The sequence below is a fragment of the Pseudomonas sp. FW300-N1A1 genome (genome assembly GCF_058789115.1).
In genome coordinates this window covers 57,790-78,419 of sequence record NZ_JBYTBK010000004.1, presented here as the reverse complement: position 1 = coordinate 78,419, position 20,630 = coordinate 57,790, and the positions used below count along the sequence as shown (strand labels likewise).

Below are 20,630 nucleotides of genomic sequence, written 5' to 3'. Positions count from 1 at the left end.
TTGCTCGCGCTGGGGTGCGAAGCGCCCCCAACCAGACTGTTGCCGACTTTCAGATAAACCGAGGTGACCGGCTTGGGATTGCTGCTCAGCCCAGCGCGAGCAAGCTCGCTCGCCACGGGTACCGGTGTATGACGTAACTGTAATCCTGGCGCCACCTCGACGAAAGGCAGCGGTTGATAGGCTTCAGGCTGTACTTACATGAGGGTTTAACCATGAAACCGATCAAGTTCCTGACCTTAACCGGCGCCCTGCTAGGGTCTGCGGCAACCATGGCAGAAAGTGGTGGCGATAAAGCCTTTGAAAAGATGATGCAGAACAACCGCGTCGCCATGGAAAACTATGCCGCGAAACAAGGCAAGAACCCGCCGCAAGTCCGCGAGTATGCCTATGGCATGCAACTGGATGTGGTGAACGTGGTGAGCGTCACGCCGCCGATCACGTCGTGCGGCGTCGTACCGGCGCAGATGACCTATGAAGATTCCAGTGGTGAGCTCAACACCCTGCGCTACAACGTCGCCGGGGAGTGTCGTACACGCGGCGGTTAATCCTGGCAGTCGCGTAAGGCTGTTCAGTAGGAGCGAGCCCGCTCGCGATGGACGTTAACGATTACGCGTATGTTCTGAGTAACTGCGTAGTTCTTGAGTTCATCGCGAGCGGGCTCGCGCCTGCAGAGGTCGGCGTTCACGGGCAACGTTTCACCACAGATCAAAACAACAAAAAAAGCGTCCCGAAGGACGCTAAAGATTCACCTCTTCCAAAGGAGCAAGGAGCTTCTAAAGGTGAAGGGCTACACTGTAAAACCTTGGCTTAGCCTTCCGACTTCGTGCCCTGTTTTTTCAGGTCTTGCGCACCGGCTTCAGCCGTCGACTGGACATCCGCGCTGTTGGAGCTGCCATGCACTTGCGCCTGGCTCAGTTTGAATTGCTTCAAGTATTCCTGAGAGCGTTCAGCGCCACCTTCGGCAAATACGCTGCTGCTGGTGATAGCCATTGCGGTTACAAACAGAACGTTCAGAAGTTTCATGATGAGTTTCCTCTTACCTTCACGGGAAGACTTACGGGCCTGTTGGCCTGCAAGTCCTTGGGTTCCCGTGAATGATAAAAAAGCCAAGCTAACAGGAGCATGTGCGCGGCATTACATTCTTGACATGTTCAGGTTTTAAGCAGGTTTATTACAAAATTGTCATCGGGTACTCGACAATCAAGCGTACTTCGTCCAGGTCCGACTCGAAGTCCGTGGCGCGGGTGATGGCCTGGCGCACCCGGAACGACATGTCCTTGAGCTTGCCGGCCTGGACCACGTATTTGGCTTCGATATCGCGCTCCCAGCGCTTCTGGTCGGTCAACGGATTGCCCGCGTCGTCACGGCGCACGTACACCGAGTTGGCGTTGCCATAGTCGGCGTCGCTGCCACGCCCATAACGGGTCATGAAGGACAACCCGGGCACACCATAGGTGGTCATGTCCAGGTCATAGCGCACCATCCAGGAGCGCTCCTTGGGCGCGTTGAAATCGCTGTACTGGATCGAGTTGTCGAGGTAGATCGAGTCCGACTGGCGCAGGTAATCGAAGTCGTCATTGCCGTTGTTGCGCTGGTGGGACAACGCCACGCTGTGGGCACCGAACGCGACGCCCGCCCTGGCGCTCCAGATATTGTTGTCGAACGCCCCCAGCAACTGCTTGCCCTCGTCCACCGCCTTGTAATAGTTGAAGCCGCCGAACAACGAGACCTCGTCGGACAGCGGATAACTCAGGGTCGTGCCTGCGTAGTACTGGTTCCAGGCGTCCTTGAGGCGGCTGGAGTACAGGCTGAAGCTGACATGGCTGTCGAGGTTGTAGTCGCCCCCGAAGTAGGCCATCCAGGGTGAATCCACGGGGCCGGCGTAAAAGGTCTCGAAGTTGTCGCGCATGTTGCTCGACGTCGGCTGGCTCATGGCATGCAGGCGCCCGCCCTGCACGGTCAGGCCGTCAATGCTGGTGTTGCTGGCGGTCACCCCGGTGAAGCTCTCCGGCAGCAACCGCGAGTCACCGGCTGCCACCACGGGGGTGGCGGGAAACACATCGCCGACCTTGACCACCGTATCGAACGCCCGGACCTTGGCGGCGCCACCGACCTTGGTGTACTCGTCACTCGCCTCGCCCTCACTGTTGACCGGCAGCACATCGAATGAACTGCGGCCGCCGTTGCGACCGTCGCCAGTGTCCAGTTTCAGCCCGATCATGGCAAAGGCATCGACCCCCACGCCCACGGTGCCCTGGGTGAATCCCGATTCGAAGTTACCGATGATGCCCTGGGCCCAGGCTTCGGAATATCCATTGCCAGTAGGACTGGACTGGCCCTTGCGGTTGTCACGGTTGAAGTAGTAGTTGCGGTTGAGCACCGTCAGGCTGCTGCCCTCGATAAAGCCTTCGGCCTTTTCCTCGGCCAGCGCCCACGATGGCGCGACACCGAGCAGGGCCGCCAGCGCCGCCACGGTGAAAGGTGTTGTGTTGTTCATCTGTTGCTCCTGAATGTTCGGCAGAACGGAAACCGTTCCCAGGCTTGGGTCTTGTTGTAGGCGGGGCCGGGTGCCCCGAAGCCGCCGAGGGGTATCGTGGCAAGCGCGAGATAACGTGGAGATGATTGGCCGATTACAATTTCGTCATCTGCCGGGCGTAGCGTCCGGGGCAATCCGCCGCAACGTCTTTTGCTGTACATCCATACAGATAAAGATTGATCCATACCGCCGTACCGCGCATGCTGTGCACCTTTCAAACCTGATGATTGATGGTGGTTATGCGGCTGTTTCTGTGTGAAAAACCTTCCCAGGCCAAAGACATTGCCGCCGTGCTCGGCGCCAGCCGGCGTGGTGACGGTTGCTGGCTGGGAAGCGGGATCACGGTCACCTGGTGCATCGGCCACTTGCTCGAAACCGCCCCGCCGGACGCCTACGACGCACGCTATAAGCGCTGGGTGCTGGAAGACCTGCCGATCGTTCCCGAGAAGTGGAAGATGCAGGTCAAGCCCAAGACCGCCAGCCAGTACAAGGCGGTCAAGCGGCTGCTGGGCGAAGCTCAGGAACTGGTGATCGCCACCGACGCCGACCGTGAAGGCGAGATGATCGCCCGTGAGCTGGTGGAGCATTGTCGTTATCGCGGGCCGATCCAGCGCCTGTGGCTGTCGGCGCTGGATGACGCCTCGATCCGCAAGGCCCTGGGCGCACTCAAGCCTGGCGCCGACACCTTCAGCCTGTATCACTCGGCGTTGGGTCGCTCGCGGGCGGACTGGCTGATCGGCATGAACATGAGCCGCCTGTTCACCCTGCTCGGGCGCCAGTCCGGTTACCAGGGCGTATTGCCGGTCGGCCGGGTGCAAACCCCGACCTTGCGCCTGGTGGTGGACCGCGACCGCAGCATTGCCGACTTCGTGCCGGTGCCGTACTGGGCGATTGACGTACAACTGCTGCACGCCGGTACGCCGTTCACCGCCCAGTGGCGTGCGGCCCCCCAGGTGTGCGATGAGCATGACCGCTGCCTGGACCCGGCGCTGGCCAGGGAGGCCGCCAGCGCCATGGGCAACGCTGCCAGTGCGCGGCTGGTGAAGCTGCGCACCGAACGGGTCCGCGAAGTCGCCCCGCTGCCGTTCGACCTGGGCACCCTGCAGGAAATCTGCTCGAAGAAACTCGGCCTCGGCGCCCAGGAAACCCTCGACGTCGCCCAGGCGTTATACGAAACCTACAAAGTCATCACCTACCCGCGCAGTGACTGTGGCTATTTGCCGATCAGCCAGCACAGCGAGGCACCCGCCATTCTCGCGGCACTCGGGCGTGCCGATCCGAGCCTTGGCGAATTGGCCGGGCACCTTGATCCCCAGCGCCGCTCCCGGGCCTGGAACGACGCCAAGGTCAGCGCTCACCACGGCATCATCCCGACTGCCGCAGCGCAAAACTTCGAACGCCTGAGCGGCAAGCACCGGGCGGTCTACACCCTGATTCGTGCCCGGTACCTGGCGCAATTCCTGCCCAACCACGAGTACGATCGCACCCAGGCCGACTTCGACTGTGCCGGCCAAGCCCTGCGAGCGGTCGGTAAACAGGTGGTGGAAGCCGGATGGAAACGCGCCCTGCCCGAAGCGTTGGCCCCGGCCAAGGGACGTGAAGCACCGGCACCGCAGAACCTGCCGCCGTTGACCCAGGGCCAGGACTATCCGGTTGCCGGCGTCACGCTCAAGGACCTCTGGACCCAGCCACCCAAGCCCTTCACCGAGGGCGATCTGATCAAGGCCATGAAAAACGTCGCCCGACTGGTGGAAGACCCGCTGCTCAAGCAGAAGCTCAAGGACACCACCGGCATCGGCACCGAAGCGACCCGCGCCGGAATCATCCAGGGCCTGCTGGATCGCGGCTATCTGGTCAAGCACGGCAAGGCCCTGGCCGCCACTCCCGCAGCCTTCAGCCTGATCGACGCCGTGCCCCGGGCCATCGCCGACCCCGGCACCACGGCCATCTGGGAACAGGCCCTGGACATGGTCCAGAGCGGTGAAATGAGCCTTGAGGAATTCGTCGCCAAGCAAGCCGCCTGGATGAGCAAGCAGGTCGGTCGCTGCGCCGGCCTGCGCCTGACCATCAGCGGCCCGGCCAGCCCCGCCGGCAAAGGCGCGGCCCCTTGGAAGAACAAGCGCAAGGCGACCGGCAAGCGCAAAGCCGCACCGACCGCCAGACGCAAGGCCAAGCCTGCCCCGTAACGGCCATGGTCTGCTCGCACAGGGTTCGAGTGAACGCCTGTGCGAGCGCAACCGGCATCACGCCAGGCTTTTGCTGACCACTTCAAACACGTCGCTGGACAGCTCGCCCGAGGCGCGGATGCGCTCAAGTTCGCCCTTCATCAACGCCTGGCGAGCGCTGTCGTACTTGCGCCAGCGAGTCAAAGGCGCCAGTTGGCGCGACGCCATCTGCGGATTCAACGCGTTCAACTCAATGACCAGGTCCGCCAGGAAGCGATAACCCGAACCATCAGCCGCGTGGAAGTTGATCAGGTTCTGCCCGGCAAAGGCCCCCACCAGCGCGCGCACCTTGTTCGGGTTCTTGATGTTGAAGGCCGGATGCTCCATCAACTGGCGAACCCGCTGCAAGCCACCCGGCAAACCACTGCCGGCCTGGACGCTGAACCATTGGTCCATGACCAGCGGGTTGTCCTTGAAGTGCTCGGCAAAGCTCGCCAGCGCCTTGGCCTTCTCGGCTTCGAACGGCGAGTTCACCAGCACCGCCAGCGCGGTCAGGCGTTCGGTCATGTTGTCGCAAGCATCGAACTGCTCAAGGGTTGCCGCCAGCACTTCAGGCTTGCCGCTGAGCATCAGGTACGACAAGGCGATGTTCTGCAGGCTGCGTCGAGCGAAGTGTTCGGCTTCGGCCACGTACGAGGTGTTCTTCGACGCTTCGCGGTTGGCCTGGTAACGCGCCAACAGGCCGTCGAACAGGCTATCGGCCAACTGCTTGCGCGCGAATTCGCGGGCCGCGTGAATGGCATCGACGTCAGCCACTTCGCTGATTTCGGTCAGGTAGGCCTCGCTGGGCAGCGAGAGCATTTCGGCGACCATGGCCTGGTCCAGGGACTCGTCCGCCAGCACGCTGCGCAGCGCACTGATCAAACGCGGGTCGAGCACCAAGGGCTGGCCTGCCTGATGCTGGGCAATCAGCTCCTGCAAGACTTGCACCGACAGTTGCTGGCCCGCTTCCCAGCGGTTGAAGCCATCGCTGTCATGCTGCATCAGGAACATCAGTTGATCGCGGTCGTACGGGAAGCTCAGTTTCACCGGTGCCGAGAAGCCGCGCAGCAAGGAAGGCAATGGTTGTTCGGCGATGTCGACGAAGGTGAAGGTTTGCTCGGCTTCGGTCACCGACAGCACGCGGGAGGTACCCGTGGCAGCAGCCTCGCCCGCCAGGCGCAGGGCAATCCCGGCACCCTCGCTGTCCAGCAGGCCGAGTTCGACCGGGATCACGAATGGCAGTTTCTCGACCTTGTCCGGTGTCGCCGGGCAGCTTTGACGCAAGGTCAGGCTGTAGGTGTTCGCGGCGGCATCATAGAACTCACTGACTGCCAGGCGCGGTGTCCCTGCCTGGCTGTACCAGCGCTTGAACTGGGTCAGGTCAACGCCGTTGGCATCTTCCATGGCCTTGATGAAATCATCGCAGGTCACGGCCTGGCCATCGTGGCGCTCGAAATACAGGTCGCTGCCTTGGCGAAAACCCTCTGCGCCGAGCAAGGTGCGGATCATGCGCACCACTTCCGAACCCTTCTCGTACACGGTCAGGGTGTAGAAGTTGGAGATTTCGATGAAGCTGTCAGGGCGCACGGCGTGGGCCATGGGGCCGGCGTCTTCGGCGAACTGATGGGTGCGCAGGTACGCCACGTCTTCGATACGCTTGACGGTGCGCGAGTGCATGTCGGCCGAGAACTCGGCATCGCGGAACACCGTGAACCCTTCCTTGAGCGACAACTGGAACCAGTCGCGGCAGGTGACGCGGTTGCCCGACCAGTTGTGGAAGTATTCGTGGGCCACCACTGCCTCGACCCGCTGGTGTGCGGCATCGGTGGCGGTTTCGGCGCGGGCCAGCACGCAGCTGGAGTTGAAGATGTTGAGGCCCTTGTTCTCCATCGCACCCATGTTGAAGTCGTTGACCGCCACGATCATGAAGATGTCCAGGTCGTATTCGCGACCATAGACGTCTTCGTCCCAGCGCATGGACTTCTTCAGGCTGTTCATGGCGTGCTGGCACTTGTCGATGTTTTCCGGCTCGACATAAATGCGCAGCGCCACGGTGCGCTGGGTCATGGTGATGAAGGTGTCTTCGACGCACCACAGGTCACCGGCCACCAGCGCGAACAGGTACGCCGGCTTCATGAACGGATCTTCCCAGGTGGCCCAGTGCCGACCGTCTTCGCCAGGACCGCTGGCAATCGGATTGCCGTTGGACAGGAGCACCGGGTAGCGGTGCTGCTCGGCGACCACGGTGGTGGTGAACTTGCTCATCACGTCCGGGCGGTCGAGGTAATAGGTAATCTTGCGGAAACCCTCGGCCTCGCACTGGGTGCAGAACATGCCGCTGGACTTGTACAGGCCTTCCAGTGCGGTGTTGGTTTCCGGGTGGATCCTGACGCTGGTGTCGACCGTGAAGGTAGCGCTGGTCGGGTGCAGGGTCAGGTGGCTTTCCGTCAATTGATAGTCGCCGGCTGCAAGCTCGGTGTCGCCCAGGGCAACCGACAGCAGCTCAAGCTGCTGGCCGTCGAGCACCAGCGGCGGCAGACCCGCGCCACGGGCCGGATTGCGGCGCATGACCAGTTGCGCATGGACCAGGCTGTGGTCCTCGAACAACTCGAAGGTCAGGTGCGTCTCGTCGATCAGGTACTCGGGCGCCTGATAGTCCTTCAGGTAAATCATCTTCGGTTGTTCGGTGCGCATGCTGGAATCCTTTTACTTGGGCACGCCTAGTGATGGACGGCGAGCTGATAAGCCGTGTATTTGCGAATATTGATAACGCCAGTGTCGAAGATCAGGTACTGGCCCTTGATCCCCATCAGCGTCCCTTCGGCAATCGGGTTCTTGTCCAGATTGAAGCTGACGATCTTGGCCGGATACTGTTCGACCGGGTAACGGATTTCAAGCGGCTCGATATCGCTCACCGGTTGAATGGCTTGCAGGCCAAAGCGCTCCTGCAGACCCAGCAGGCCCTCGGCACAGCTGGCGAACAGCTGGTCACGTACCTGCTTGAGGTCAACCGCTGCCGCATCGCCCTTGAGCAAGGCACGCCAGTTGGTCTTGTCGGCCACCTGCGTACGCAACAGGTCTTCGACCAGGCCCGACTGCTGGCGGGTCGACACCCGCATGATCGGCAACGCCTGGCTCGCACCCTGGTCGAGCCAGCGGGTCGGCAACTGGGTGGCGCGCGTGATCCCGACCTTGACCCCCGACGAGTTGGCCAGGTACACCACGTGGTCGGTCATGCAGAACTGCTCGCCCCAGGAGGGCTCGCGGCAGGTGCCGGCGTCGTAGTGGCAACGTTCCGGGCTCATGATGCAGACATCGCACTGGGCCAGCTTGGTCATGCAGGGGTAGCAGTAGCCCTGGCTGAAACTGGTTTTGGTTTTACGCCCACAATGGATGCAATGGATTGCCCCCAGGTACTCCAGGCGAACCGTGCTGCCAATCATCGGATTGACCGGCACCTCGGTATCGCCCAGGCGAAAAGCGTATTGCACCGTCGAGGCGTCAAGGCGCACCGACATCTTGCTGATTGCACCGCGGCCAATCTCGATCAATGGATGGCATCCGACTTGAACAGGATATTCGGCACTTCGATGGACTTGGAGCTGCATTCCTGCGGGCCCATGTAACCGGTGCGCTGGTCTTCGGGCAGATTCTGCATTTCCCAGGCAATCATCGCCTGCAGCGACAACTCACGCTGTTCGGCGGTCAGTTTGCCACCGTCGGACCACTTGCCGATCTCCACCGCCAGCTTGAGGCTCTGGTAGATCTCGGGGGTGATGTTGCTGATCATTTCGTTAAAAGAGGACATCAGGGTCTCCGTGCTCTTTATTCACATAACAATTTAGAGGGCGAGTTTACGGCGGCTGTACAAGCCACCCAACAAACCGGTGAGGCATCCGACGAGTAACCCGCCGACATGCGCCGCATTGGCAATTTCGCCGAAACCGATCATCGAGATCAGCCCCGACATACACAGGGCCAGCCACGCCAGCATCATCACCAACACCCCGCGAGGCAGGCGATACGCCGGGTTCGGCGACAGCAACTGGTAGATCCAGCAATGCCCGAGCAAGCCGTAGAGCACCCCGGACAGCCCGCCGAACAGGCTTGGGCCGCCGTAAAGATACTGGCCGTAGTTCGACACCAGGCTGAACAGCAACGTCAGCCCCAGCAGGTTGATACCGCCCTGGCGCGACTCGATGCGCCGCCCCAGCTCCCAGTACCACATGCCGTTCATGGCCAGGTGCAGGAAGCCGAAGTGAATCAGCATGGGGGTCATCAGGCGCCACCACTGCCCCGCCGCCAGGCTGTCAGCCAGCGGCGTGAAGTGGATGTACTCACCCACCACGCGGAACTCGAGGAAGGTGAACCAGTGCAGGGTATCGAGGTTGTCGCCCAGCAGCGTCACGGCGCCCACCAGCACACTCAACAGCAGGACCAGCGCGGTCATCGGGCTGTGGCGCAATTGCTCGACGAACCCCGGGCGCTGGACCTTCGCCTGCGCCGGAATGTCCAGTTGCTGATCGGGGTCGCCCTGCGGAAAACGTTCATACAAGGAACGTACGTCCTCGCTGATGGCGTCCGATACCCAGAGCACCTGCTCCCCCGCCTCTTCACTGACGCGGTGAGGGACCTGCATGCGTTGCAGCAACTTCACAAAACCACTCAGGTCCACCGCCAGCGGCAGACGTAAAACAGCAACAGCAGTCATTGCATGGCCTCCGGCCGTTCGACATCGACCCAGACGAACTTGCCCGGGTCGAGACGTGTTTCCTGATCCAGTCGATAGGCAACCAGTTTGCCGTAGAGCACTGCGCTGTAATCCAGGCAGGCCAGGTTCTGACGAATCGGCGCCGGCTTGCCGCTGCGCCAGTAGTGCCCGACAAACAACAGCGGCTCGTCGATGCCATAGCGCAGCAAGGTGTCCTTTTCCACCGCCGACAATGGCGTCTGCGCCACCGGCTCGGGCAAGGCATCTGGCTGGAACACGATATCGCCGTAGGTCTGCGGGTTGTCTTCCCAGAATTTGGTGCGGAAGAACGAGCGTATCAGGCCGTCGCCGCTGGTCATGGTCAGGCCATGGGGCAGGCGCATGTCGGTGCCCCGCAGCAAGCGGTCGAAGGCCATGCAGGCGAAGCTGCCGGAAATCGCCGCGGCCTGGACGAAGTGCTCGTCGACGCAGCCATCGGGATGCTGCTTGCGCAGCAGGTCGATCAAGGCACCATCCCAGCAGGCGTGAACCACCCGGAAACGGCCGGCGTCGACAAACAGCGGCATCTTGTAGAACCATTGCAGGAAGTCGTGCCAGTCCGCCGGATGATGGGCGAACTGGCTCAGGGTTTCGTCGATCAGCCGGGCATGCCGGGGCGTATGCTCGCGCACGTACTGCTTGCCGCAGCCAGCCGGTGCCGGGGTGCTCCAGCCCAGTGCGTTGAACTCGTGGTTGCCCATGATGCACAGCGCCTGGCCGGCCTCGACCATGTCGTGAACGATGTGCAACGCTTCACGGATGCGCGGGCCACGGTCGATGATGTCACCGAGGAACACCGCCATGCGTGACGGGTGGCGCCAGACGCCCCCCTGCTTGTGGTACCCGAGTCGGTCCAGCAGATGCTCAAGGGTATGAGCGCAACCGTGCACGTCACCGATCAGGTCGTAGCTACGCGCGGGATCGAGCATCAGTCGCCTCCACCACCCAGACGGCTGCCCCAGCCAAGCTTGGTCCGGCAGACCTCGTAGTAGTTGTGATCCAGAGGGTGAATCAGACGCAGCTTCTGCGCCTTCTTGCTCACGGTGATGGTGTCACCGGGGGCGCAGGTGAAGTGGTTCTGCCCGTCACACGAAACTTGCGGGTAAATCTGCATATCCTTGGACACGACGATTTTCAGCTCGCTGTTGCCATCGACCACAATCGGCCTTCCGGACAAGGTATGGGGGTACATCGGCACAATCACAATGGCATCGAGCTTGGGATGCATGATCGGCCCGCCCGCCGACAACGCGTAGGCCGTCGAGCCGGTGGGTGTGGCGACGATCAGGCCGTCGGCCTTCTGGCTGCAGACGAACTGGCCATCGATGTACAGTTCGAACTCGATCATCCGCGTGGATTTACCGGGGTGCAGCACCACGTCATTCAGCGCATCGCCCTGGCCGATGGCCTCGGCGTGACGGCGAACCTCGGCCTGCAACAGGAAGCGGTTTTCCACCAGGTAATGGCCGTCGAGCACTTCGGCGACCTTGGTTTCCAGCTCGTCGGGACGGATATCGGTGAGAAAGCCCAGGTTGCCGCGGTTGATCCCCAGCACCGGAATGTTGTGCCGTGCCAATGCGCGGGCGGCCCCCAACAGGCTGCCATCACCGCCCACGACGATGACCATGTCGCAGACTTCGCCGAGCATCTTGCGCGACGAGGTTTGCAGGCCGTGGCCCGGCAGGACTTCGGCAATGGTGTCTTCGAGAATCACATGCAAGTGCCGGTCTAGCAGGAATCTTTTCAGTCGGCGAACGGTATCCAGCACCTGCGAACTGCCCAGGCGACCGATGATGCCGATATTGCGAAATTGCTCCATGGGGCTCCTGCGAGGGTCTGCGACGGCGAAAAGCACGATTATGGGCGAAACCGGGCCGTAGACAAAATCCTTTCAGCCACGGGGACTCCCCTATTTGAGTCTATGCTCGCAAGATGATCCTATTTCCCGATTTGCTCCAGTTGCCCCACCAATTGCACCACCCGCAAGTGCGCGATCTGGCGTGGGTCATCCTCGCACCGCCCATGCTCAGTGCGACGCCATGGCCGCAACGTCATCCGCTGGCCGGTAGCGACTGGGTACGCGCCCCGCAACAGCTGGAGCAATGGCTACACCAGCTCGACCAGGACAGCCACGCACTGCTGCACTGGCTGGCCCAGGCCCGCACCCGGCGACTGGGGCTGTATTACGAACGCCTGTGGCAGTTTGCCGTGGGGCATGCCCCCGGGATCGAACTGCTGGCGGCCAACCTGCCGATCCGCCGTGAAGGGCACACATTGGGCGAGCTGGACATGCTGCTGCGTGACGGCGACGGCGTGCATCACCTGGAACTGGCGATCAAGCTCTACCTCGGCCCCCAGGGAGGCAACGGCCATGACCCCGCGCTCTGGCTGGGGCCCGGTTGCCATGACCGGCTGGATCGCAAGCTGGAACACCTGAGCCAGCATCAGCTCCCCATCTCCGCCCGCCCCGAAAGCCGCGAAGCCCTGGCCGCGCTGGACATCCATCACGTCAGTGCACAGCTATGGCTGGGGGGCTATCTGCTGTATCCGTGGCCGGGACTGTGCGAACCACCGCGTGGCGCCCATCCGCAACACCTGCGCGGCAGCTGGCTGCACCAGAAGGACTGGCTGGGGTTTGTCGCCCAGCGTCCCCACGGCCGTTGGCAGCACCTGCCCCGTCATGCCTGGCTGGCACCGGCGCACTACCCGGCCGACCAGACCTGGAGCGATGACCAGCTGCAGGCGTGGCTCAACGCCCTGGAACCACTGGCCCCGGCGCAGTTGATGGTGCGCTTGACCGAAAACAGCCGTGGCGACTGGGAGGAAGCCGAGCGCTTGTTTGTGGTGTCCGATTTGTGGCCGAACGTACCAGGGCAGGCTTGATGCCCGGATTGGCGGTCTACAGCGACAACCGCAGGGCCAGTGCCGCCAGGGTCACCAGCAATACCGGCACCGTCAGCACGATCCCGACCTTGAAGTAGTAACCCCAGCCAATCTGGATACCCTTGCGCTGCAGCACATGCAACCAGAGCAAGGTCGCGAGGCTGCCGATCGGGGTGATCTTCGGCCCCAGGTCGCTGCCAATCACGTTGGCGTAGATCATCGCCTCCTTCACCACCCCGGTGGCCTGGCTGGCATCGATCGACAACGCACCGATCAGCACCGTGGGCAGGTTGTTCATCATCGATGAGAGCAACGCGGTCAGCAGCCCGGTGCCCATGGCCGCGCCCCAGACGCCGTACCCGGCGAACACATCGAGCCAGCCGGCCAGTTGCGCGGTCAGCCCGGCGTTGCGCAGTCCGTAGACCACCAGGTACATGCCCAGGGAGAAGATCACGATGTGCCACGGCGCCCCCTTCATCACCTTGCGCGTGGAAATCCGGTGCCCACGGCCGGCGATCATCAGCAACAACGCGGCACACAGCGCCGAGATCGCGCTGATGGGAATCCCCAGCGGCTCCAGGGCAAAGCACCCCAGCAGCAGAATCGCCAACACCCCCCAACCGGCAAAGAACGTGGCCTTGTCGTGGATCGCCGTCTTCGGCTCGTCCAGCTGGTGCGGGTCGTAACGGGCCGGAATGTCGCGCCGGAAGAACCACAGCAACACCGCCAGGGTCGCCGCGACCGCCACCAGGTTGACCGGCACCATCACCGCCGCATAACGGTTGAAACCGATGTGGAAGAAGTCCGCGGAGACAATGTTCACCAGGTTCGACACCACCAGCGGCAGGCTCGCGGTATCGGCAATGAAGCCGGCGCCCATGACAAACGCCAAGGTAGCCACCGGGGAAAACCGCAGGGCCAGCAGCATCGACATCACGATCGGAGTGAGGATCAATGCCGCGCCATCATTGGCGAACAGCGCCGAGACCAGCGCCCCGAGCAACACCATGTAAGCGAACAGCTTGCGCCCGCTGCCATGCCCCCAGCGCGCCACATGCAGGGCCGCCCAGGCAAAGAGCCCGGCTTCATCGAGCAACAGGCTGATGATGATCAGCGCGACAAAGGTACCGGTGGCGTTCCAGATAATTTCCCACACCAGCGGGATATCACTGACATGGACCACCCCGCTGAGCAGCGCCAGCACCGCGCCAAAGACGGCGCTCCAGCCGACACCCAGGCCTTTGGGTTGCCAGATCACCAGGGTAATGGTCAGCAGGAAAATCAATGATGCGATCAGCATGCGCAACAGCCTTCAACACGAGGAGACAGGAATAATGAGGGGGAGATCAGCAGCAGCGCACCGGACGGCCTGCCATCGCCTGCAGGCGCGTGATGTCGGCGGCGAGCCAATGCCCGTGGGCTGCCAGGGCACCTTGCAGGAGTGCGGTGACCCAGGGCGCCAGTTGTGGGTGCGCGCGGTAATACACCCACTGCCCCTGACGGCGGTCGGCAAGCAAACCGCTACTGCGCAATTGCGCCAGGTGACGGGAAATTTTCGGCTGGCTCAGGTCCAGTGCCGCCGTCAGCTCACAGACGCACAGTTCACCCTCGGCGCAGATCAACAAGGCGATACGCGCACGGGTGTCATCGGCCAAGGCCTTGAACACGTCGACGGGATTGGCGGTTTCGGACATGGGCTATCAACGCCTGAACATAGAAGGCGCAAATATATGGAATTCCGAATATAAGGTAAAGCATCCGTTGCAGCGACCGCCGATTGGCCAGCGCCTGCCAACGCACGCATTGGCACGACCAGGGTCATTAATGCCGTTCAGTCAAGGATAGGGTTGCTCAATACATCCCCCGTGGCGAGCGAGCTTGCTCGCGCTGGGCTGCACAGCAGCCCCAACAGCTTTCGCCGAGTTCGCTCTGAAAGACCGCAGCCGCTTTGTTGGGAGCGCTTCGCGCACCAGCGCGAGCAAGCTCGCTCGCCACGGGTCTCTCACTTGCTTCAAACGGTTCTTGACTGAACAGCATGACTACCAGGGTCAGGCCTTTTTATGTTGCTCGACCCACTCGCCGTAGGCATTGATGAAACTCTGCAAGAACGGCTGGAGTTTCTCCGACAGCTTGCCCGATTCGTCGAAGGCCGAACCGGCGTTGCTCAGGTAGGCCTCCGGCTGCTGCATGCACGGCACGTTGAGGAACACCATGGACTGGCGCAGATGGTGGTTGGCACCGAAACCGCCGATAGCGCCGGGTGACGCACTGATCACCGCGCCCGGTTTTCCGCCCCAAGCGCTCTTGCCGTAAGGCCTGGAGCCGACGTCGATGGCATTCTTCAGCGGTGCCGGCACCGAGCGGTTGTACTCCGGGGTAACAAACAATACCGCATCGCAAGCACTGACTTGATCGCGGAAAGTACTGTAGGCTGCCGGCGGGGTAACGTCGATGTCTTCGTTGTAGAGCGGCAGATCGCCAATCTCGACGATCTTCATCTGAAGGTTTGCCGGCGCCAGCTCGATCAGCGCCTGGGCAACCTTGCGGTTGATCGACTGTTTTCTCAAGCTGCCCACCAGGACAGCAACCGTATAGACCTTGCTCATGGGAGGCTCCCGACTATCTGGCTAAAGGAGCCTGTAGTTATAGATGATCCAGCCGCCCTGCAACGACCCCATGTCATGTATTCAGGGCAAAACATTATTTTTTTTCCCACGGGAAAACTTACACCGCTTATCGACGGTCTATAGAGCCGCAAATTGAGTGACTTATCTCCAGAGGTTCTAAGCAGATGGCAGCAGTACTCGTCGGACAATTCCATGCAAGAGACGCGCAAGGCCGTGTCTATTCCGTGCATGAGTTCCAGGAATCCACCCCGTCGGCAGAGGGCATCGAAGGCGCTGCGCCCGTGACCACTTACAAGCTGGCCATTGGCGACCGGGTCAACAAGCTCGATGACAATGAATTTCTGCTGGTGCAGAGCAATGTCACCCTCATCCGTGAACCTGAGCCCCGCGTTGCGTCATAACCCGCCTTTATCCGCTGAAGTCACAGGCACGGACTTGGGTTAGGATTCAGCCAATGAATCCTTCACCTGCTGAACATGGACTTCACGCATGCGTTTACGTCATATCGAAGTAATCCAGGCGCTCCTGCAAACCGGCCATCTGGGCACCGCCGCCGAGATGCTGCAACTGCCGGTGGCCGATGTCGAAGCCCTGTTGCGCGAGACCGAGGGGCAACTGGGTTTCATGCTGTTTGCCAGCGTGCGCGGACGTTTGCAGGCGACCCGCGAAGCCCGTGAGTTGCAGGTTCAGATTGCCCACGTCTACGAAGCACTGGAACCGGTGCAACGCCTGGCCGACAGCCTCAAGCAGTATCAGGCCCCTCCCCTGCGGGTCATTGGCACGCCGCCCCTGGCCCAGCAGTTGCTACCCCAAGGCATTGCAAGCTTGCGGCGGCGCTTCCCGGATGTGCCCTGCTCGCTGCTATGCCTGCCCACTCGCGAGATCGTCAAAAGCCTGCTGCTGCGTGAAAGCGATCTGGGGCTGAGCCTGCATGATCCCGAGCACGAGGACATTCAGTGCCAGGTCATTGCCCAGGGCAAGCTGCAACTCCTGGCGCCTCACGGCTGGCTGCAACCCCGGCAGAAATACATCGGCGTGCAAGACCTGGCTGGCCAGTCGATGGTCGGGCTGGAAGGCCACGATCCGCTCAGCGTGCTGTTCGAGAGCAAGTTGCAGGCATTGCGTCCGGCCCCGGTCGTCCATACCCGGGTGCAGACGCACCAGATGATGCGCAGCATGGTCGAGGCCGGCGAAGGCCTGGCCGTTGTCGACCCCTTTACCGCCATCGGCGCCAGAGCTGGCGGCCTGGACGTCTGCCCAGTGTCACCGGCCGTGCCGATCAACCTCTACGCTTTGACCCTGAACAACGTTGCACCAACGCCAACGGTCGAAGCCTTGCTCGACATCCTCAAGGCACAAGCACAGGCGATGTTGGCGACTTGACCGGGTGTTCCAGCGGGTTGTCAAAGACCCGGTACCAGAACAAGGCCACTTCGGCCGTCTGCGGGTCGATCCCGCGATAACGCAGGTGGTCGATGCCGCCGATCACGTAGCCGCAGCGCTCATAGAGCCGACAGGCGCCCAGGTTGTTGTTCTGGGTTTCCAGCATGATGCCCGGCAGCTTCTTCTTGCGGCTCCAGAACTGCGCAACGTCCAGCAGTGCCTTGGCCACCCCGTGACGCCGCGCTGGAGCGTGCACCGCCAGCTCGTCGATGTGGGCAAAACCGTTCCAGTTGGTGCTGACCACGATGTGCCCCACCGGAAAATCATCCAGGAAGGCCATGAAAATCGCGCTGTCCACCCCATCGCGGTAGCTGGCGAACTCCTCGGGGTCGATACCGTAGCATTTGCGATAAGGCGTAATGGGCTGCAACGGCCACTCGCTCACCGGCGTGTCGATCCGCGCGGCGGCATAGGCCCTGACTTCAAAGCTGAAGTCACTGCACCAGACGTACTCGGCAAAACCTTCGTCGGCGACACGCACGGCCAGGCCCGGGTACTTGGGATTGATCACCGGCTGCATACTGGGAAACGTCCTCAAATCTTGATGCAATCGACGGTGTACTGCCGTCCATTGCCCTCGTCTTCATGTTGCAGGCCGTGCACATCGGCAACAAACCCCGGGAAACTGCTATCGAACGTGCGGGCAAATGCCAGGTAATCGATGATCGAGCGGGTCGCTTCGGTGAACCGCTCCCCGGGCATGATCAACGGAATACCCGGCGGGTATGGCACCAGCATCACCGCCGCGATCCGCCCCTGCAAGTGATCGATGGATACCGCCTCGACCTCGCCACGCACCAGTTGGTCATAGGCGTCGGCCGGTTTCAGGGCGATCTCGGGCAACACGGTGTACATGCGCTTGAGGTGCTTGGCCGTGGCATTGCTGCGATAGCAGGCATGCAGTTGATCGCACAAATCCCGCAGGCCCATGCCCTGATAACGGGCCAGGTCGCGTTGCGCCACACAGGGCAGGCAGGTGGCCAGGCTGATGTTGGCGTCGTAGCTGCGCTTGAACTCCAGCAGTTCGGTGAGCAAGGTACTCCATTTGCCCTTGGTGATGCCCATGGAAAACAGCACCAGGAACGAATACAGGCCGGTCTTCTCCACCACCAGCCCGCGCTCCCAGAGGAACTTGCTGACCACCGCGGCTGGTATCCCGCGCTCGCTCAGTGCGCCACCCGCGGTCAGGCCCGGCATGACCAGGGTCACCTTGATCGGGTCCAGCAACACGTAATCTTCGGCGATGTCGCCAAAACCGTGCCAGTCGGCTTCAGGCCCCAACAGCCAGTCGGCGGTGCTCACCTGGTCGATGCCTTCCACCAACGGTGGCTGCCAGATCGAGAACCACCAGTCGTCGGCGGCGATGTGCTGCCGCAGATTGGCCAGCGCACGGCGAAAACTCAGGGCTTCGTCGAACATTTCCTGCAGCAGCGAACGCCCCGCCGGGCCTTCCATCATCGCCGACGCCACGTCCAGCGAGGCAATGATGCTGTACTGCGGCGACGTGGAGATGTGCATCATGAAGGCTTCATTGAAGCGGTCGCGGTCCAGTTGCCGCGCACCACCGTCCTGCACATGAATCATCGACGCCTGGCTGAAGGCCGCCAGCAGTTTGTGGGTGGAATGGGTGGTGAACACCAGCGGGCTGTCGGCCGAGCGCGAGGTGCCCATGCCGTAACGCCCGGCGAAGAACTCGTGAAAGGCCGCATAGGCGTACCAGGCTTCGTCGAAGTGCAGGACCTCGACACTGTTGCCCAGGGTTTGCTTGATCAGTTCGGCGTTGTAGCAGAGGCCGTCGTAGGTCGAGTTGGTGACCACCGCCAGTTTCACTTTCGCGGGACGGCCCTGGGTCAGCGGGCTGGCATCGATCTTGGCCTGGATCGACTCGGGACTGAACTCGCTCAAGGGGATCGGCCCGATGATCCCCAGTTCATTGCGTTCCGGGCACAGGTACAGGGGAATCGCCCCGGTCATGATGATCGAATGCAGCACGGACTTGTGGCAGTTGCGGTCCACCAGCACCAGGTCGTCCCGGGCCACCATCGCCTGCCAGACGATCTTGTTGGCGGTCGAGGTGCCATTGATCACGAAAAACGTATGATCAGCGCCGAAATTGCGTGCCGCACGGGCTTCCGCTTCCGCCAGCGGCCCAGTGTGGTCCAGCAGTGAGCCGAGCTCGGGCACCGACACCGACAAGTCCGAGCGCAAGGTGTTCTCGCCAAAGAACTGGTGAAACGCCTGCCCCACCGGGCTCTTGTGATAGGCCACGCCGCCACCGTGCCCCGGGGTATGCCAGGAATAGTTGGAGTCGGCGGTGTGTTGCACCAGCGCCTTGAAAAATGGCGGCAACAGGCCATCAAGGTAGTTGCGCGCCGCCCGCGCCACCTGGCGCGCGAGAAACGGTACGGTGTCTTCGAACAGGTAGAGAATGCCGCGCAACTGGTTCAGTTCGCTCATGGCATCGGCCGGGGCGTTTTCCAGCGTGACCTGCTCGCCCAGGGCAAAGATCGGCAGATGGGGCGCGCGCAGGCGGGCCAGGCGAATCAGCTCGACCATGTTCTGCAGCAGGTGGGTATTTTCCCCGGCACCTTCGGCGGCGATCAGCATGCACGCCAGGCCATGGTGGGTGGAGGCAACCAGGCGCCCTTCGGCGTAATCGACGGCCGAGAAGATGCTGAAACCTTCCTGTTCCAGCTCCCTGGCGATGCCGCGCACGCGGTCACCGGCAACCGTATCGGCCTTGATGTCGCGGTGGACAATCAGGATGGGAAACTTCAAGTCTTTATACATGGGGGCTCAGCGTCCTGAGGCGGCAGGCCATGGGCTGCCAATACACTCAGGGTAGAGGGTCGAGGCTGATGTGGCGAGTGAATGCTCCGAAACAGGGCAACCGCCACACTGTGGCGAGCAAGCTTGCTCCCGCCGGGGTGCGAAGTGCCCCTGAAATCAGCCACCGCGGGGGCTCGGATGGAACGCAATTGCCGGATTACGACCGCTTCGCCCGAGCGCGGACCGGCCGGCGGGAGCAAGCTCCCTCGCCACAAAAACCGCTCGATTCACCGTCTGCTGGTTAGCCCTGCGCCTTGGCCTCGGCCAGTTGGGTCCACAGCGCGGGCGCACCGGCGGACTTGGCGATGATTGCCAGGCGCGCCTCATGCTCGGCCAGTTCCGCTTCGCTGGCGCGAATGATCCGCGCCGGCGTGCGATCGGCCGGCAGGCGACGGATTTCACTGGCCTGGCTGCCCGAGCCTTCACCGGAGCCATTGCCGTCAGACGCGTTGCCGGCCAGGGACAGGCTGGTCTGGCCGCCGGTCATGGTCAGGTAAACGTCGGCGAGGATCTCGGAGTCGAGCAAGGCGCCGTGCAGTTCACGACCGGAGTTGTCGACGCCATAGCGTTTGCACAAGGCGTCGAGGCTGTTGCGCTGCCCCGGGTGACGCTCACGGGCCATCATCAGGGTGTCGAGGATCGAGCAGTGCTGGGTGATGTCCGCCCGATCCTGCTGGCCCATCAGTGCGAATTCGTTGTTGATGAAGCCAACGTCGAACGCCGCGTTATGGATGATCAGCTGCGCGCCCTTGATGAACTCGAAGAATTCATCGGCCACTTCAGCGAAACGCGGCTTGCCCACCAGGAACTCGTTGGTGATGCCGTGGACGCCAATTGCGCCCTCGTCACTTTCCCGGTCTGGCTGCAGGTAAACGTGGAAATGCCGGCCCGTCAGGCGTCGACCGATCAACTCGACGCAACCGATCTCGATGATCCGGTGGCCGTCGGTCACCGGCATGCCGGTGGTTTCGGTGTCGAGCACCACCATCCTCTGAGCCATCTTCTTTCAACCCCTCTTCGTGCCATTTTGCATAGGGGCGCGATCTTAACACAGGCCGCTAAACCTGACGTGAACGCCGCCCTGTGGCGAGTGAGCTTGCTCACGCTGGGCTGCATGGCAGTCCCAAAGCGGTCACCGGGTTCTATCTGAATCCCCGCAATCGCCCTGTCGGGGGGCGCTTCGCACCCCAGCGCGAGCAAGCTCGCTCGCCACAGGGCATGTGTCAGGCATCCCCGTGCCGTTTTGCATTCGGCGGCGATCTCAACACAGGCCGTTAAACCTGACGTGAACGCCGCCCCGTGGCGAGTGAGCTTGCTCACGCTGGGCTGCATGGCAGCCCTAAAACCAGTCACCG

The 20,630-nt window shown here is 62.1% G+C and carries 19 protein-coding genes; 5 read left to right on the top strand and 14 right to left on the bottom strand.

Annotated elements, in window-relative coordinates; all coding sequences use genetic code 11:
• The first annotated feature begins 212 nt into the window (after positions 1-212).
• Positions 213-545, top strand: a complete 333-nt coding sequence (locus tag AC3WQN_RS05085) for a DUF2790 domain-containing protein (protein WP_103401946.1) — start codon at positions 213-215, stop codon at positions 543-545.
• Positions 546-807: 262 nt separating this feature from the next.
• Here AC3WQN_RS05085 and AC3WQN_RS05080 read toward each other — a convergent pair whose 3' ends face one another.
• Positions 808-1,023: a DUF2790 domain-containing protein gene (locus tag AC3WQN_RS05080; RefSeq protein ID WP_103401948.1), complete on the bottom strand. Its 216-nt coding sequence runs from the start codon at positions 1,021-1,023 to the stop codon at positions 808-810.
• Between the two features lie 148 nt (positions 1,024-1,171).
• A complete protein-coding gene (locus tag AC3WQN_RS05075) occupies positions 1,172-2,497 on the bottom strand; it encodes an OprD family porin (protein WP_103401949.1) in 1,326 nt (441 codons plus the stop codon).
• Between the two features lie 278 nt (positions 2,498-2,775).
• On the opposite strand from AC3WQN_RS05075, the gene AC3WQN_RS05070 reads away from it, so the two are divergent.
• Positions 2,776-4,722 (top strand): DNA topoisomerase III, encoded by a 1,947-nt coding sequence (locus tag AC3WQN_RS05070; protein ID WP_103401950.1) that lies wholly within the window; start codon positions 2,776-2,778, stop codon positions 4,720-4,722.
• A 57-nt stretch (positions 4,723-4,779) separates the two neighbouring features.
• Here the strand turns inward: AC3WQN_RS05070 and pepN are convergent, their stop codons facing one another.
• The 6 genes from pepN to AC3WQN_RS05040 are packed head-to-tail and all read right to left on the bottom strand — an operon-like array spanning position 4,780 to position 11,312.
• Positions 4,780-7,437 (bottom strand): aminopeptidase N, encoded by a 2,658-nt coding sequence (gene pepN, locus AC3WQN_RS05065; RefSeq protein ID WP_103401951.1) that lies wholly within the window; start codon positions 7,435-7,437, stop codon positions 4,780-4,782.
• A 26-nt stretch (positions 7,438-7,463) separates the two neighbouring features.
• Positions 7,464-8,294 carry a DUF2797 domain-containing protein gene (locus tag AC3WQN_RS05060; RefSeq protein ID WP_095144456.1) on the bottom strand — a complete coding sequence of 277 codons (831 nt, stop codon included), beginning with the start codon at positions 8,292-8,294 and terminating at the stop codon, positions 7,464-7,466.
• Positions 8,291-8,551, bottom strand: a complete 261-nt coding sequence (locus AC3WQN_RS05055) for a YeaC family protein (RefSeq protein ID WP_095147844.1) — start codon at positions 8,549-8,551, stop codon at positions 8,291-8,293. Before AC3WQN_RS05055 ends, AC3WQN_RS05060 begins: the two co-directional genes overlap by 4 nt.
• A gap of 33 nt (positions 8,552-8,584) precedes the next feature.
• Entirely contained in the window at positions 8,585-9,454 is an 870-nt protein-coding gene (locus AC3WQN_RS05050; protein WP_103401952.1) for a rhomboid family intramembrane serine protease, read from the bottom strand.
• Positions 9,451-10,422, bottom strand: a complete 972-nt coding sequence (locus AC3WQN_RS05045) for a metallophosphoesterase (protein ID WP_103401953.1) — start codon at positions 10,420-10,422, stop codon at positions 9,451-9,453. The genes AC3WQN_RS05050 and AC3WQN_RS05045 overlap by 4 nt, the downstream gene beginning before the upstream one ends.
• A complete protein-coding gene (locus AC3WQN_RS05040) occupies positions 10,422-11,312 on the bottom strand; it encodes an NAD(+) kinase (RefSeq protein ID WP_095077121.1) in 891 nt (296 codons plus the stop codon). Before AC3WQN_RS05040 ends, AC3WQN_RS05045 begins: the two co-directional genes overlap by 1 nt.
• Before the next feature lie 113 nt (positions 11,313-11,425).
• Between AC3WQN_RS05040 and AC3WQN_RS05035 the strand changes: the two genes are divergently transcribed.
• Positions 11,426-12,376 (top strand): DUF1853 family protein, encoded by a 951-nt coding sequence (locus tag AC3WQN_RS05035; protein ID WP_103401954.1) that lies wholly within the window; start codon positions 11,426-11,428, stop codon positions 12,374-12,376.
• Positions 12,377-12,392: 16 nt separating this feature from the next.
• Here the strand turns inward: AC3WQN_RS05035 and AC3WQN_RS05030 are convergent, their stop codons facing one another.
• From AC3WQN_RS05030 to AC3WQN_RS05020, 3 genes are all read right to left on the bottom strand, one after another.
• A complete protein-coding gene (locus AC3WQN_RS05030) occupies positions 12,393-13,676 on the bottom strand; it encodes an arsenic transporter (RefSeq protein ID WP_103401955.1) in 1,284 nt (427 codons plus the stop codon).
• 46 nt (positions 13,677-13,722) lie between these two features.
• Positions 13,723-14,070, bottom strand: coding sequence for a metalloregulator ArsR/SmtB family transcription factor (locus AC3WQN_RS05025; RefSeq protein ID WP_103401956.1), 348 nt, complete (start codon positions 14,068-14,070; stop codon positions 13,723-13,725).
• Between the two features lie 354 nt (positions 14,071-14,424).
• Positions 14,425-14,982 carry an NADPH-dependent FMN reductase gene (locus AC3WQN_RS05020; RefSeq protein ID WP_103401958.1) on the bottom strand — a complete coding sequence of 186 codons (558 nt, stop codon included), beginning with the start codon at positions 14,980-14,982 and terminating at the stop codon, positions 14,425-14,427.
• Between the two features lie 185 nt (positions 14,983-15,167).
• Between AC3WQN_RS05020 and AC3WQN_RS05015 the strand changes: the two genes are divergently transcribed.
• Both AC3WQN_RS05015 and AC3WQN_RS05010 read left to right on the top strand, forming a co-directional pair.
• Entirely contained in the window at positions 15,168-15,404 is a 237-nt protein-coding gene (locus tag AC3WQN_RS05015) for a hypothetical protein (protein WP_095077127.1), read from the top strand.
• A gap of 88 nt (positions 15,405-15,492) precedes the next feature.
• Positions 15,493-16,386 carry a LysR substrate-binding domain-containing protein gene (locus AC3WQN_RS05010; RefSeq protein WP_103401959.1) on the top strand — a complete coding sequence of 298 codons (894 nt, stop codon included), beginning with the start codon at positions 15,493-15,495 and terminating at the stop codon, positions 16,384-16,386.
• Here AC3WQN_RS05010 and AC3WQN_RS05005 read toward each other — a convergent pair.
• From AC3WQN_RS05005 to dnaQ, 3 genes are all read right to left on the bottom strand, one after another.
• Complete coding sequence (locus AC3WQN_RS05005) at positions 16,352-16,966, bottom strand: GNAT family N-acetyltransferase (protein ID WP_103401960.1); 615 nt, start codon at positions 16,964-16,966, stop codon at positions 16,352-16,354. The two genes, AC3WQN_RS05010 and AC3WQN_RS05005, sit on opposite strands and share 35 nt — an antisense overlap.
• Positions 16,967-16,980: 14 nt before the next feature.
• Positions 16,981-19,236 (bottom strand): Orn/Lys/Arg family decarboxylase, encoded by a 2,256-nt coding sequence (locus tag AC3WQN_RS05000; protein WP_095077130.1) that lies wholly within the window; start codon positions 19,234-19,236, stop codon positions 16,981-16,983.
• 280 nt (positions 19,237-19,516) lie between these two features.
• A complete protein-coding gene (dnaQ, locus tag AC3WQN_RS04995; protein ID WP_103401961.1) occupies positions 19,517-20,275 on the bottom strand; it encodes a DNA polymerase III subunit epsilon in 759 nt (252 codons plus the stop codon).
• Positions 20,276-20,630 lie beyond the last annotated feature (355 nt).

What these genes read in the sequence shown, in the direction of transcription:
- AC3WQN_RS05015 (WP_095077127.1), top strand. Translation starts at nt 15,168, where the DNA reads ATGGCAGCAGTACTCGTCGGACAATTCCATGCAAGAGACGCGCAAGGC.
- AC3WQN_RS05010 (WP_103401959.1), top strand. Translation starts at nt 15,493, where the DNA reads ATGCGTTTACGTCATATCGAAGTAATCCAGGCGCTCCTGCAAACCGGC.
- AC3WQN_RS05025 (WP_103401956.1), bottom strand. Translation starts at nt 14,070, where the DNA reads ATGTCCGAAACCGCCAATCCCGTCGACGTGTTCAAGGCCTTGGCCGAT.
- dnaQ (WP_103401961.1), bottom strand. Translation starts at nt 20,275, where the DNA reads ATGGCTCAGAGGATGGTGGTGCTCGACACCGAAACCACCGGCATGCCG.
- AC3WQN_RS05020 (WP_103401958.1), bottom strand. Translation starts at nt 14,982, where the DNA reads ATGAGCAAGGTCTATACGGTTGCTGTCCTGGTGGGCAGCTTGAGAAAA.
- AC3WQN_RS05030 (WP_103401955.1), bottom strand. Translation starts at nt 13,676, where the DNA reads ATGCTGATCGCATCATTGATTTTCCTGCTGACCATTACCCTGGTGATC.
- AC3WQN_RS05075 (WP_103401949.1), bottom strand. Translation starts at nt 2,497, where the DNA reads ATGAACAACACAACACCTTTCACCGTGGCGGCGCTGGCGGCCCTGCTC.
- AC3WQN_RS05035 (WP_103401954.1), top strand. Translation starts at nt 11,426, where the DNA reads ATGATCCTATTTCCCGATTTGCTCCAGTTGCCCCACCAATTGCACCAC.
- AC3WQN_RS05005 (WP_103401960.1), bottom strand. Translation starts at nt 16,966, where the DNA reads ATGCAGCCGGTGATCAATCCCAAGTACCCGGGCCTGGCCGTGCGTGTC.
- AC3WQN_RS05055 (WP_095147844.1), bottom strand. Translation starts at nt 8,551, where the DNA reads ATGTCCTCTTTTAACGAAATGATCAGCAACATCACCCCCGAGATCTAC.
- AC3WQN_RS05045 (WP_103401953.1), bottom strand. Translation starts at nt 10,422, where the DNA reads ATGCTCGATCCCGCGCGTAGCTACGACCTGATCGGTGACGTGCACGGT.
- AC3WQN_RS05000 (WP_095077130.1), bottom strand. Translation starts at nt 19,236, where the DNA reads ATGTATAAAGACTTGAAGTTTCCCATCCTGATTGTCCACCGCGACATC.
- AC3WQN_RS05085 (WP_103401946.1), top strand. Translation starts at nt 213, where the DNA reads ATGAAACCGATCAAGTTCCTGACCTTAACCGGCGCCCTGCTAGGGTCT.
- AC3WQN_RS05040 (WP_095077121.1), bottom strand. Translation starts at nt 11,312, where the DNA reads ATGGAGCAATTTCGCAATATCGGCATCATCGGTCGCCTGGGCAGTTCG.
- pepN (WP_103401951.1), bottom strand. Translation starts at nt 7,437, where the DNA reads ATGCGCACCGAACAACCGAAGATGATTTACCTGAAGGACTATCAGGCG.
- AC3WQN_RS05070 (WP_103401950.1), top strand. Translation starts at nt 2,776, where the DNA reads ATGCGGCTGTTTCTGTGTGAAAAACCTTCCCAGGCCAAAGACATTGCC.
- AC3WQN_RS05050 (WP_103401952.1), bottom strand. Translation starts at nt 9,454, where the DNA reads ATGACTGCTGTTGCTGTTTTACGTCTGCCGCTGGCGGTGGACCTGAGT.
- AC3WQN_RS05080 (WP_103401948.1), bottom strand. Translation starts at nt 1,023, where the DNA reads ATGAAACTTCTGAACGTTCTGTTTGTAACCGCAATGGCTATCACCAGC.